The sequence below is a fragment of the Hephaestia sp. MAHUQ-44 genome (genome assembly GCF_023806085.1).
In the GTDB taxonomy this organism is placed as follows: Bacteria; Pseudomonadota; Alphaproteobacteria; order Sphingomonadales; family Sphingomonadaceae; genus Sphingomonas.
This window is the reverse complement of the sequence record NZ_JAMSLX010000006.1, coordinates 77,531-90,879: the sequence shown is the minus strand read 5'-3', so window position 1 is coordinate 90,879 and position 13,349 is coordinate 77,531. Positions and strand designations below refer to the sequence as shown.

Annotated in this window: 8 protein-coding genes; 7 read left to right on the top strand and 1 reads right to left on the bottom strand. The window is 62.8% G+C overall.

Annotated features, from left to right (window positions below):
• Window positions 1–78 precede the first annotated feature (78 nt).
• Together hppD and hmgA are read left to right on the top strand one after the other, a co-directional pair.
• Window positions 79–1,137 carry a 4-hydroxyphenylpyruvate dioxygenase gene (hppD, locus tag NFE57_RS08465; RefSeq protein WP_252135136.1) on the top strand — a complete coding sequence of 353 codons (1,059 nt, stop codon included), beginning with the start codon at window positions 79–81 and terminating at the stop codon, window positions 1,135–1,137.
• 161 nt (window positions 1,138–1,298) lie between these two features.
• Window positions 1,299–2,579 (top strand): homogentisate 1,2-dioxygenase, encoded by a 1,281-nt coding sequence (hmgA, locus tag NFE57_RS08460; protein WP_252135135.1) that lies wholly within the window; start codon window positions 1,299–1,301, stop codon window positions 2,577–2,579.
• Window positions 2,580–2,759: 180 nt separating this feature from the next.
• Here hmgA and purD read toward each other — a convergent pair whose 3' ends face one another.
• Complete coding sequence (purD, locus tag NFE57_RS08455) at window positions 2,760–4,031, bottom strand: phosphoribosylamine--glycine ligase (RefSeq protein WP_252135134.1); 1,272 nt, start codon at window positions 4,029–4,031, stop codon at window positions 2,760–2,762.
• Between purD and xseA the strand changes: the two genes are divergently transcribed.
• The 5 genes from xseA (at window position 4,030) to NFE57_RS08430 (ending at window position 13,278) form a co-directional block, all read left to right on the top strand.
• Entirely contained in the window at window positions 4,030–5,412 is a 1,383-nt protein-coding gene (gene xseA, locus NFE57_RS08450; protein WP_353653889.1) for an exodeoxyribonuclease VII large subunit, read from the top strand. The two genes, purD and xseA, sit on opposite strands and share 2 nt — an antisense overlap.
• Before the next feature lie 34 nt (window positions 5,413–5,446).
• Complete coding sequence (locus NFE57_RS08445) at window positions 5,447–5,647, top strand: DUF2093 domain-containing protein (protein ID WP_119035761.1); 201 nt, start codon at window positions 5,447–5,449, stop codon at window positions 5,645–5,647.
• Complete coding sequence (locus NFE57_RS08440) at window positions 5,644–6,540, top strand: M23 family metallopeptidase (RefSeq protein ID WP_252135132.1); 897 nt, start codon at window positions 5,644–5,646, stop codon at window positions 6,538–6,540. The genes NFE57_RS08445 and NFE57_RS08440 overlap by 4 nt, the downstream gene beginning before the upstream one ends.
• Before the next feature lie 287 nt (window positions 6,541–6,827).
• Window positions 6,828–9,881, top strand: coding sequence for a TonB-dependent receptor domain-containing protein (locus tag NFE57_RS08435; protein WP_252135131.1), 3,054 nt, complete (start codon window positions 6,828–6,830; stop codon window positions 9,879–9,881).
• Window positions 9,882–10,173: 292 nt separating this feature from the next.
• Window positions 10,174–13,278: a TonB-dependent receptor gene (locus tag NFE57_RS08430; RefSeq protein WP_252135130.1), complete on the top strand. Its 3,105-nt coding sequence runs from the start codon at window positions 10,174–10,176 to the stop codon at window positions 13,276–13,278.
• Window positions 13,279–13,349: the final 71 nt, after the last annotated feature.

Here is a 13,349-nt window from a genome sequence, read left to right as displayed (position 1 = left end):
GCGACCCTAGCGGTTGACACTCATTTATCAATCGCCGAGAATTAGTATCAACAGATACTATTTTTCGGGAAGCGATCCATGACCCCCCCTGCCAATCCGCTCGGCCTCGACGGCTTCGAATTCTGCGAATTCACCTCGCCCGATCCCGATACGCTCGCGCAGCAATTCGAGGCGCTGGGCTTCGTCGTCAGCCACAAACACCCCACCAAAAATGTCGTCCGCTACAAACAGGGCCATATCAATCTGCTGCTCAACCGCGAGCAGAGCGGCCACGCGGCCGATTTCCGTGCCGAGCACGGCCCCTCGGCGACCAGCATGGCGTTTCGCGTCGCCGATCCCCAGGCAGCCTATGCCCATGCGATCGCGGCAGGCGCGACCGCGGTCGATGCCGGGCGCGGCATTCTCGGCGATGGGGCGTGCGCGATCGAGGGGATCGGCGGTTCGTATCTCTATCTGGTGAAGGCGGGGGCGGATCTGTACGCCGATTGGCACGAAGTGCTCGGCTGGCAGGAGGCCGAAGCCGAGAATGCGGTCGGGCTCGAATTGCTCGATCACCTGACGCACAATGTGCGGCGCGGCGAGATGCGCACCTGGTCGAGCTTTTACGCCAAATTGTTCGGCTTCGAGGAACAGAAATATTTCGACATCAAGGGTAAGGCGACGGGGCTGTTCAGCCAGGCGATGATCGCCCCCGACGGCGCGATCCGTATCCCGCTGAACGAAAGCCAGGACGAGAATTCGCAGATCGAGGAATTCCTGCGCGATTACAAGGGCGAGGGTATCCAGCATCTCGCGCTCACCACCGCCGATATCTACACGACGGTCGAGAAGCTGCGCGCGCGCGGGGTAAAATTGCAGGACACGATCGAGACCTATTACGAACTGGTCGACAAGCGCGTCCCCGGGCACGGCGAGGATCTCGAACGGCTGCGCAAGAACCGCATCCTGATCGACGGCAATGTCGGCGACGAGGGCATTCTGCTCCAGATCTTCACCGAAAATATGATCGGCCCGATCTTCTTCGAGATCATCCAGCGCAAGGGCAATGAAGGCTTTGGCAACGGCAATTTTCAGGCGCTGTTCGAGAGTATCGAACTCGATCAGATCCGGCGCGGGGTGGTCTCGGTCGACGGGTGAATCGTGTCCCCTTTGAGGAACGTCCCAATGATGCCATTCCTCGTCATGCCGGACCTGTTCCGGCATCCAACCTTCCACGAGCGCCCGCGCTTGAGGCACGTTGGACCCCGGAACAAGTCCGGGGTGACGGACGGTTTTGTGCGGGGCCTAGGGAGCAAGTGATGAGCGACTATATCCCCGGCTTCGGCAACCATATCTCGACCGAGGCGGTGGCCGGCGCGCTGCCGATCGGGCAGAACGCGCCGCAGCGCCCCGCGTTCGGCCTCTATACCGAGCAATTGTCGGGCACCGCCTTCACCGCGCCGCGCCATGAGAACCGCCGCTCATGGCTCTATCGGATGCGTCCGACCGCCGAGCATCCGCCATACACGCGCTATACCGGCGCCCCCGATTTCGCGCCCGGCACGATCGACACGCCGCTCGCGCCCAATCGCCTGCGCTGGGACCCGCTGGCACTGCCCGAAGGCGGCGTCGATCTGATCGACGGCATGACGACGATGATGGCCAATCGCGACCCCGCCAGCCTCGAGGGCGTCGCGCTCCACGTCTATGCCGCGACCCGCGACATGACGGCACGCGTGTTCGTCGATGCCGACGGCGAATTGCTGTTCATCCCCGAGCACGGCCGGCTCGAATTGCTGACCGAGCTTGGCCGGATCGCGGTCGCCCCCGGCCAGATCGCGCTGATCCCGCGCGGGGTGCGCTTTCGCGCCTTGCTCCCCGATGGCGCGGCGCGCGGCTATGTCGCCGAGAATTACGGCAGCCTGTTCCGCCTCCCCGATCTCGGGCCGATCGGCGCCAACGGGTTGGCCAATCCGCGCGATTTCGAAACCCCGGTCGCGTGGTTCGAGGATCGCGACGCGCCCACCGAGGTGATCCAGAAATTCCTCGGGCGCTTGTGGACCACGACGCTCGATCATTCGCCGCTCGATGTGGTCGCGTGGCACGGCAATCTCGCGCCGTGGCGCTACGATCTCGATCGGTTCAACACGATCAACACCGTCAGCTTCGATCATCCCGATCCGTCGATCTTCACCGTTCTCACCTCGCCCAGCGGCGTGCCGGGGCGCGCCAATGCCGATTTCGTGATCTTCCCGCCGCGCTGGATGGTTGCCGAACACAGCTTCCGCCCGCCGTGGTTCCACCGCAATGTGATGTCGGAGGCGATGGGACTGATCCGTGGCGCCTATGATGCCAAGGCCGAAGGCTTCGCGCCGGGCGGGATATCGCTCCACAATATGATGTCGGGCCATGGCCCCGATGTCGCGAGCTGGCGCGCGGCGAGCGAGGCCGATCTTGCGCCGCACAAGATCGAGGGCACGATGGCATTCATGGTCGAAAGCTGCTGGCCCTACGCACCGACGCGCTTTGCGCTCGATCGCGCCCAACCCGATTACGACGCCGCCTGGGCCGATTTCCCCAAGGCCAGGCTGCCGGGGTGAACGGCTGACCTTCGATCATCACGGCGATGGAGATAGCGAGACGCACGCTTTCCGTTCGCCCTGAGCTTGTCGAAGGGCCGTTCTTTCTTTTTTACGGCGTCGCAAGAAGGGCGGTGCTTCGACAGGCTCAGCACGAACGGTGTGGGGAAAGCGCAACATCGCGCTGGCGATCGAGCGCCGTCATCCCTGCCGTTCGAGTTCGCGCCAGCCGATGTCGCGGCGGCAGAAGCCGTCGGGAAAGTCGATCGCATCGACGCCCGCATAGGCCGCGTCGCGCGCCTGTTGCAGCGTGTCGCCGGTCGCCGTCACCGCGAGCACGCGCCCGCCCGCAGCGACGAGCGCGCCGTCCTCGGCGGCCCGCGTGCCGGCCTGGAAAACGCGCGCGCCGGTCGCCTCGGCCGCGTCGATCCCGGCGATCGCGCCGTCCTTTCTGGGCGTGCCGGGATAGCCCTCGGCGGCGATCACCACGGTCATCGCGTGCCGATCGGAGAAGCGCGGCGCGGGGTGATCGGCCAGCCTGCCCTCGGCCGCCGCGAGCATCAGATCGAGCAGATCGTCCTCGAGCCGCATCATCAGCACCTGCGCCTCGGGATCGCCGAAGCGGGCATTATATTCGATCAGCTTGGGCCCCTCGGCGGTCAGCATCAGCCCGGCATAGAGCACGCCCGTGAACGGGCAGCCCTGCCGCACCATTCCAGCGAGCGTCGGCCGCACGATCTCCTCGATTGCGCGCGCCTCGAGGTCGGGGGTCAGCACCGGGGCGGGGCTGTACGCGCCCATCCCGCCGGTATTGGGGCCGGTATCGCCCTCGCCGACGCGTTTATGGTCCTGCGCCGATCCGAACGGCATCACCGTGACGCCGTCGGTAAGGATGAACAGGCTGGCTTCCTCGCCTTCGAGGAATTCCTCGATCACCGCTTCGCCGCCGACGCGGCCGCCCGCGATCAATGCGTCGATCGCGGCCTCGGCCTCCTCGCGGGTCTCGGCGATCGTCACGCCCTTGCCCGCGGCGAGCCCGTCGGCCTTGATGACCACCGGCAGCGCGAAATCGTCGAGCGCCGCGCGCGCGCCGTCACGCGACGTGACGCGCTCGAACCGCGCGGTGGGAATGCCCTCGCGCGCGCACAATTCCTTGGTGAAGCCCTTCGATCCTTCGAGCCGCGCGGCATCGCGGCCGGGGCCGAACACCGCGATCCCCATCGTGCGGATATTGTCGGCCAGGCCATCGACCAGCGGCGCCTCGGGGCCGATCACGACCAGCCCGATCGAATGACGCAGGCAGAAATCGATCACCCCGCGGTGGTCGGCGGGGTCGATCGCGGCTAGGTCGGCATGCTGCGCGATTCCCGGATTGCCGGGCGCGGCGTAGAGCTTTTCGAGCCCCGGCGATTGTGCCAGCCGCCAGGCAAGCGCATGTTCGCGGCCACCGGCGCCGAGCAACAGGACATTCATGAGCGATTTTTCCCGAGACGAAGAGACAGCAAGGCTCGTAGCCGACGAGCGGCCCGGGGACAACGCCGCGCCGATGAGCGTGGCGGCGCTGTCGGGCGCGCTCAAGCGGCTGGTCGAGGGCGAATTCAGCCATGTCCGGCTGCGCGGCGAGATCTCGGGCTACAAACGCGCCGCCTCGGGCCACGCCTATCTCAGCCTCAAGGATGAGAGCGCGGTGATCGACGGCGTGATGTGGAAGGGGCAGGCCGCGCGGCTGGCGTTCGCCCCGCAGGACGGGATCGAGGTGATCGTCACCGGCCGGGTCACGACCTATCCGGGGCGCTCCAAATACCAGATCGTCATCGAGACGATGGAGCTGGCGGGCGAAGGCGCGCTGATGGCGCTGTTCGAGAAGCTGAAGGCACAGCTCGACGCCGAAGGGCTGTTCGCCAAATCGCGCGCGCGCCGCCCGCTGCCGTTCCTGCCCAAGGTGATCGGCGTCGTCACCTCGCCCACCGGCGCGGTGATCCGCGACATCCTCCACCGGCTCGACGATCGCTGCCCGAGCCACGTCGTGCTGTGGCCGGTGCAGGTGCAGGGGCCCGGCGCGGCGGCGCAGATCGCCGGCGCGATCCGGGGGTTCGATGCGCTGGAGGCGGGCGGCCCGGTGCCGCGCCCCGATCTGCTGATCGTCGGGCGCGGCGGCGGCTCGATCGAGGATCTGTGGGCGTTCAACGAGGAAGTCGTGGTGCGCGCGATCGCCGCGTGCGGCATCCCGATCATCTCGGCGGTCGGGCACGAAACCGATACCGGCCTTTCGGATTACGCCGCCGATCTGCGCGCGCCGACCCCGACTGCCGCTGCCGAACTCGCGGTGCCGGTGCGCGCCGACCTGGCGGCGACGCTGACCACGCTGGGCTTGCGTGCCGAACGCTGCGCGCGGCGTTATGCCGAGCGCGGGCGCGAGCGGCTCGAGGCGCTGGTGCGGCTGCTGCCCAAGCGCGATGCGCTGCTCGGGCCGCAGCGCCAGCGGCTCGACGAGGCGGCCGGGCGGCTCGCGCGCGGGCTCGAACATCGGCTGACGCGCGCGCGCGGCCAGCTCGATCGCACCACCGGCGCGCTGCGGCCTGCGATGCTCGACCAACGGCTGGCGAGCGCGCGCGACCGGTTGAACCGTACCGGGCGGCTGCTCGAATCGCTCGATCCCGATGCCCCGCTCAAGCGCGGCTATGCCCGCGTATCGGCGCGGGTGAACGACGCGGTCGTCGGCTCGACCACCGCGGCGCGCGCAGCGGGCGCCGTAACGTTGCACTTCGCCGATGGCACGGTCGACGCGCGGGTTGAGCGCGGCGGCGCCAAATCCTATGCTGCAGCAAAGCCCGACCAGCCGTCTTTGCTGTGACCATGCGGGCGCATTGCCAAGCCGAGGATTGTCCATGTTGATGTCGAACACCGCCCGCGCCGCCCGGCTCCATTATATGGCCAACGGCTTTCGCGTGCTGAGCCCGGGCGATCATGTCGTCTGCGCGGTGTCCGGCGCGGCGATCCCGCTCGACGATCTGCGCTATTGGAGCGTCGCGAAGCAGGAACCCTACGCCTCCGCCGAAATCGCGACTCAGGCCGCCATCGCGGCATGATCCGCGCGGTCCGGCCGGGCGCGCTCGTCGCGCTCGCGGCGCTGGCGAGCTGCGTCGGCCCGCCCGCAGCCATGTCGCCGCCGAAACCGAGCCCGCCGCCGCCGCCCGCACTCGTGCCGCTGCAGCCTGCCACCTTCGAGATTGAGGGCGCGGTCGAACAGGGCGGGGCGCTGGTCGGCACCGCGCCGGTGGGCACCGCCAGCCTTACCTTCGATGGCACGGCGATCCCGATGGCGCCCGATCGCACGTTCCTGGTCGCTTTCGATCGCGATCATGGCCCCAGCGCGCTGCTGGTCGCGACGCTGTCGGACGGTCGCCGGGTCAGCAAGGCGCTTACGGTGGCGCCGCGCGGCTGGGATATCTCGCGGCTGGGCAGTCTGCCCAAATATCCCGTGCCCAGCGCCACCTTCCAGCGGCTGCGCCCGACCGAACTCGCGCAGATCGCCGCCGCGCGCGCGACCGATCATGCGAGCGACGGGTGGCGGCAGCGCTTCATCTGGCCCGCGACGGGGCGCATCTCGACCAATTTCGGATCACAGCGCATCTACCAGGGCGGCGAGAAGGGCGCGTACCATTCGGGCACCGATGTCGCGGTGCCCAGCGGCACGCCGATCGTCGCCCCCGCCGACGGCGTGGTGATCCTCGCCACCGATCAGCCCTTCACGCTCGAAGGCTATTTGCTGATGATCGACCACGGCATGGGGCTCAACAGCGCGTTCCTGCATCTGTCGGCAATCACCGTGAAGGTGGGCGATCGCGTCCGCCAGGGGCAGGTGATCGCGCGCTCGGGCGCCAGTGGTCGCGCGACCGGGCCGCATCTCCATTGGGGCCTCAAATGGCGCGACGCCCGACTCGATCCGGCGCTGCTCACGGGGCCGATGCCCGGCGGCTGAACCGCGCGGTCGACCGCCGGAAGGCACACCGCTTGCAAACTTTTCTATCGCAATTAGGTTCCGCTACTTGCGGCGAAACGGTGTGAACACAAGACATTACGCTTGCGAAACCGTATTAGTGTTGCATGTCGGTGACACTCTGGTGCCGAACAGCAAAGGAGGCCCCGGCACGATATTTACACGCTCATTTTACGAGCGCAGGCCACGCACAACGTGCCGCCCCGCGTTCAAACGACGGGGGCGATCTGGGGGGTGCACGCATGGTGCAATAAACAGGGAGACCCCTAGTGCTTCGATCGTCTCGTCATCGCGCGACATGCTTCTATTCAGGCGTTGCGCCGATCGGTCTGGTGCTTGCCTCGCTGGCGAGCCCGGCTTTTGCTCAGGACAACCAAACCACTACCCAGGCCACCACGCCGCCTGCCGCCGACACGAGCGCGCAAGAGGCTGAAGAAGCGCCGGTTCAGGACATCATCGTTACAGGATCGATCCTCAAGACCGATGCGGCAACGCCCTCGCCCGTCACTACCATCACCGTCGAGAATCTCGATCGGCGCGGGATCAGTACGACGCAGGATGCGCTCCAGTCGCTGGCGGCGAACAACGGCCCGGCACTGACCAATTCCTTTTCGGCCAACGGCGCGTTTGCGGGCGGTGCCTCGGCGATTTCGCTGCGCGGCCTGAGCACCAATTCGACGCTGGTGCTGTTCGATGGCATGCGCGCGGCTTATTATCCGCTCGCTGACGACGGCACCCGCAATTTCGTCGATCTCAACACGATCCCCGACGACATTATCGATCAGGTGCAGGTCGTGCGCGACGGCGCGTCGTCGACCTATGGCGCCGATGCGATCGCGGGTGTGGTCAACATCATCACCAAGCGCTCGTTCAAGGGGATCACGGGCCGCGCCGAAGGCGGCATCTCCGATCGTGGCGACGCCAGCCAATACCGGCTGAGCCTGACGGCCGGCGTCGGCGATATCGATAAGCAGGGCTATAACGCCTATCTCAGCGGCTTTTATTACCGCAGCGAGCAATTGTTCAATCGTCAGCGACCCTATCCGTACAATTCGGACGATTTGCGCAACGTCTGCAACGAGGGCACGTGCGGGCCGAACAATGTTATCGACGGGCTCGACGGCGACGGCAATTATCCGGGTTTCAGCGCGAACACGACCAATACCGGCAGCACGCTCTACGCCGCGCCGTTCGATCCTGCGACCGGGCTCGCGGTGGGCCGGTATCAGATGCTCAATGCGACGGCCGGTTGTCCGCGCGGATCGGCTTATGATCTGACGCCGGGCGATCTGACCGACAATCCGTTGGCGCCGACCACCGTATGCCAGGAGGATCTGACGCAGAATTACGGCGTGATCACACCTGAGATCGAACGGTTCGGCTTTTCGGGCCGCGTCACCGCGAAGGTCGGCGATAGCGGCGAAGCCTATGGCGAGTTCAATTTTCTCCAGACCGACGTGTCGTATGACGGCCTGCCGACGACGATCCGTGGCAACGCCCCGGCGCCGTTCTATTTCCCGCGCTACAGCACCTCGTCGAACATCGCTTATTATGGCGGTAACACGATTCTGCAATTGCCGGTCTATGTCTGTCCGCGCGAAACGCAGGGCGCGTGCACCGCGGCCAACGGCACGCTCAATCCGAACAATCCCTTCGCCGCCCAGGGGCAGACCGCGGCGGTGATCGGGCGCCTGCCCAATATGACCGAACACGATGAATCGCGCACCCGCGCCTATCGCGTCGCGGCAGGCATCAAGGGCGATCTGTCGGATCGGTGGCGCTACAATTTCAACGCCACCGCGATGCACATGGATCTGCGGCGCAAGAGCGACGGCTATGTCTACATCCAGCATCTGCTCGATGTGATCGCCGACGGCAGCTACAATTTCCTTGATCCTGCGGCGAATACCCAGGGCGTACTCGATTATCTCGCGCCTACCGCACTGGCGACCTCGACGTCGGATCTCGTCCAGGCCGAAGGCACGGTGACGGGAGACCTGCTCCAGTTGCCGGGCGGGCCGCTCCAGTTCGGCGCCGGCGTTTCGGTGCGCTACGAGGCGGTCGATTCACCGAGCATCAACTCGGATATCAACGGCGGCACCGAACGTTATTATCGGCTCAACGGCTTCGCCACCAAGGGGCATCGCACGGTCTATTCGGCCTTCGCCGAACTGAACGCGCCAATCCTCGATCCGGTCTCGATCAACGTGTCGGGCCGATATGATCGTTATTCGGGCGGGATGGACAATTTCTCTCCGAAGATCGGCGTCAAATTCACCCCGATCCACCAGGTCGTGCTGCGCGGCACCTATTCGCGCGGCTTCCGGGTGCCGAGCTTCGGCGAGGCGGACGCGACCTTCCCGACGACGGGCTATGTCACCGCGTCGCGCGGGATCTATCCCGATTCGTATCTCGCGCAATATGGTTGTTCGAGCGAGCCCAATGATTACAACACCAACTGTCCGACCTATGTCCGCACGGCGACCTACGGTCTGACCACGCTCGGCAATCCCGATCTCAAGCCCGAGAAATCGCGTAGCTGGACGGTGGGGGCGCTGATCGAGCCGATCCCCGGCGTGTCGTTTACGGTCGATTATTACAACATCAAGAAGACCGGGGCGATCAGCGCTCCCAATTTCGCTCCCGCGATCGCGGCCTATTATTCGGGGCAGGCGATTCCCGCCGGCTACACGGTCATCCCCGATGCGGCGGATACCAACACGCCGAATGCCTTGCCCCGGATCGCGTTCGTCCAGGCCGCTTTCATCAACGCCAACACGATCAAGTCCCAGGGTCTCGATTTTTCGGCCAGCGTCGATCTGCCGATCACCGATGGTTTCCGGATCAGCAGCCAGGCCGAGGCGAGCTACATCCTCAAGCTCTCGACCACCTTCCCTGACGGAACGGTCGAGCGCTACGATGGCACGCTGGGCAATTTCAACCTGACCTCGGGCTCGGGAACGCCCAAATGGCACGGCTATTGGCTGACCACGCTCGATTTCACCGGTTTCCAGCTCAGCGGTACCGCGAACTATTTCGGCGGCTATGATCTGTCGGCGATGGATCAGGGCGGCGCCTACAAGGATTGCGGCCTCAGCGACGGCAGCGTTCCGTGTCGTGTTGCCGATTACGTGACCTTCGATCTCACCGCGCAAATCCCGATTACCGACAAATTCACCTTCTACACGACGGTGCTCAATGTGTTCGATGATCTGCCGCCGCTCGATCCGGTTACCTATGGTGCGCATCTCTATAATCCGGTTCAGGGAGGTACCGGAATCCTGGGGCGCTACATCAAGGCTGGCGCGAAGTTCAGCTTCTGATCTGGATGCGCGGGGCGGCTCCACAGGTCGCCCCGAGTATCGTCCAAGTAACAAAATTACGTCCGAGGCCCATCGTTCTGGCCTCGTCTAACACGACTGTGGCTTTTCCGTTACAGACCCAAGCAAAGTCCGGGCCTAAAGCTGAATGCTGCCTTTACAGCACGGCGGAACCGCTCCATCCATCGCAGCCATGTCTCTGGGAACCGCAAAAATGCGGATAAGGGGGCTTGGCACACACCGGGGGGTCTTCGCCGACAGGTGAAGCGTGTCCGGTCAAGCGAGGGATCTATCTGTGACCACCATCACCACGCACAACACGCGGAAGAAACTCCGCGCCGGTTCGGCTCTGCACGCGCTTGCGCTGCTCGGGGCGGGCTTTGCTGTCACTGGGGCGTTCAGCGCGCCCGCTGCCGCGCAAGATTATACCACCGGTGCGCTGGTCGGCACGGTCGTCAATCCGGATGGCAGCCGTGCGAACGCGGGCACTGTCAGCGTCACGTCGCAAACCCAGGGTTTCACCCGCAACGCTACAGTGTCGGCCGATGGTACATTTCGTATCCCGGCGCTGCCGGCGGGCACGTATAATGTTAAGGTTTCGGTCGCGGGGCAGCCGGATTTGGAAGATGACGGGATCGTCATTAATCCCGGCGCCAACAATACCTATACCTTTGCTGTCGGCAGCGCGTCCGGTGAGAATAACGAAATTCTCGTACTTGGAACGGCTGTCCGCGGGAATGACTTTGGAAGCAACACCGGAGGTCTAACGATCAGCGACGTCTCCGAGTTGTTGAACACGACGCCGATCGCTCGCAATCAGACCGCATTGATCTTGCTGTCACCGGGTGTTAACCAAGGTGATACGGTGTTCGGTAATCTCGCGTCGATCGGTGGCGCGACGGTGGCCGAGAACGCCTATTATGTTAACGGCCTTAATGTTACCAATTTCCGTAATTTTGTAGGATCGAACAACCCTCCCATCGAGTTTTACCAGTCACTTGATGTGAAGCTGTTCGGCTATAGTGCCGAATACGGTCGGGCACTTGGCGGCTTCACCACGACGGTGACGAAATCGGGTTCGAATGATTTTAGTGCCGGCGCGGTTGTGGCATATAGCCCCGATGGCGTGCGGAGCGATTCTCCAGATACTTATTCTGCTTATAATCAGACCGATTTCTCGGAAGATTTGGAAGCGAATTTCTATTTAAGTGGTCCTATCATTAAGGACCGCCTGTTCTTCTATGGGCTGTACAATCCGAATTATACGAAAACGGCGGATAGCAGCATCACTGGAGGCCTTCGCACTACCGCCACCAATTCTTCTCCTTTCTATGGCGGGAAGTTGGACTTCCTGATCGCTGACGGTCATCGGCTCGAAGGGACATTTTTCCGCAATCATTCCAAGACTACGCGTCGGTATAACCGTTTCGATCCTACCACTTTTGAAGTTGGCGACTCGATTGGTACGGCGGTTTCCGAGTCGGGTGGTAATAACTTCGTTGGAAGTTACACCGGTCAGTTTACCGATTGGCTGACTCTATCGGCGTCTTATGGTCAAAGCCACGACGATCAGGCCGGATATACTGTTCCGGAAACCTCTTACGTTGCCAGCACGCGGACAGGTACGTCAACAATCGCTCATGGGACAACAACAGCGAACTATACGGACAAGGATGTTCGCAAATTTTTCCGGGCGGACGGTGATATATATGCGACCCTTCTTGGATCGCACCACTTCCGTTTCGGCTACGAGCAAGAGAATCTTACGTCGACGACTGATACTCGTTACGCTGGAGGCTATCGGTACAATCTGACAGCGAACTATGTGCAGCGTTATTATTACGAAAATGTTGGCACATGGCATTCGAAAAACCAGTCATTCTATATCCAGGATAGCTGGTCGCTGATGAACGATCGTCTCAATTTGCAGCTCGGTGTGCGTAACGATCGGTTCTCTAATGATGCGTTGAATGGCGACACCTACTTCAAGTCCGGTAGCCAGTGGGGGCCGCGTCTTGGGGCATCGTTCGACGTATTCGGGGATAAGCGTACGGCAATCCGGGCGTCATGGGGGCGCTATTTCCTGCCCGTCGCGAGCAATACAAACATCCGCCTGGGTGGCGCGGAGCTCTATTATCAGCAGCGCTTCGCGTATCCTACGGGAGTCAGCTCCGCGGTATTTGACCAGTACGGTCTTGTATCAGGTCTGACGTTCGACAACCTTGGCAATATTCAAGGCCTGACAACGCCTATCGGTTCCAGCACTGACCCCTGTCCGACCGTGGGGCCGGATGCGGGTACCAATACCTGCTATTCGACCACGTCGGACGGGATTCTGGGGCCGACGGATACGCTGGTGTCGTCGTCGTTGCAGCCCAGCTACAGTGACGAATGGACGGTGGGCATTCAGCAGCGGTTGGGGGATTGGGACCTCAGCGTCACCTATATCAATCGTCGTCTCGGACGTACGCTTGATGACGTGGCCATTGATGCGGCTGTCCTGAAATATTGTGATGCCAAGGGTATCGCCGGATGCGATTCGGTTTTCTCTGGGTTCCACCAGTACGTTCTGGCCAACCCGGGTTCGGACATCACCGTGCGCCTTGATGGTGACTGCTCGATTGCGGGCCAGTGCGATGTCGTCACGCTGGCGGCGGCCGATCTCGGCTATCCGAAGGCCGTTCGCAATTATGACTCGGTCCAATTCCAGTTCAGCAAGGCGTATAGGGATGGTTGGGCGCTGGGTGGTTCGTATTCGTTCACCCGCTTGCGTGGTAACTATGAAGGAGCCGTCAAGACCGAGATTGGTCAGGACGATGCCGGCTTGACGCAGGATTTCGATCAGCCCGGCTTGCTTGATGGCGCTACTGGTGTTCTCGCTAATCAGCGCGCCCATGCCTTCAAACTGTTTGGCACGTTTGAAGTGGCAAACGGGTTCCGTCTGGGGTTCAACGCGCTCCTCGAAAGTCCCCGTAAATTCTCGTGTTATGGGACGCATCCGACAGATTTCTTCGCGGCGATCTATCAAAACGCGAGCTATTATTGCCGCAACGCCGAGTTCTCGGGCAATACGTCGATTGTCACCAACCATCCGGGAAATGCTCTCGGACAGAATGGTATCGTTCGTTACCTGGTCCCGCGCGGCACGGCATTTAAGAGCGATTGGCGCAGGCAGATTGATGTTAACGTTCAGTATGATATCAAGGATCTGCCCGGTAGCTTTGTCAGCATGGATGTGTTCAATCTGTTCAACTTCCAGTCGAAGCTGGACTACAACGAATTCGGCGAAAATGCCGATGGTACGGTGAACGCCAATTATGGTGATCCGATTTCGTATCAGACGCCGCGTTATGTGCGCTTCACCATCGGTGTCCGTCTCGGTGGGAAGGCTAGAGACTGATTGATTGAATATCGGCGTAGAGCCAATAGGAGGACGGCACCTGCGGGTGCCGTCCTTTTTATTAGGAAGCG

Coding starts and splice junctions, on each gene's coding strand:
- hppD (WP_252135136.1), top strand. CDS start 79: ATGACCCCCCCTGCCAATCCGCTCGGCCTCGACGGCTTCGAATTCTGC.
- hmgA (WP_252135135.1), top strand. CDS start 1,299: ATGAGCGACTATATCCCCGGCTTCGGCAACCATATCTCGACCGAGGCG.
- xseA (WP_353653889.1), top strand. CDS start 4,030: ATGAGCGATTTTTCCCGAGACGAAGAGACAGCAAGGCTCGTAGCCGAC.
- purD (WP_252135134.1), bottom strand. CDS start 4,031: ATGAATGTCCTGTTGCTCGGCGCCGGTGGCCGCGAACATGCGCTTGCC.
- NFE57_RS08445 (WP_119035761.1), top strand. CDS start 5,447: ATGTTGATGTCGAACACCGCCCGCGCCGCCCGGCTCCATTATATGGCC.
- NFE57_RS08440 (WP_252135132.1), top strand. CDS start 5,644: ATGATCCGCGCGGTCCGGCCGGGCGCGCTCGTCGCGCTCGCGGCGCTG.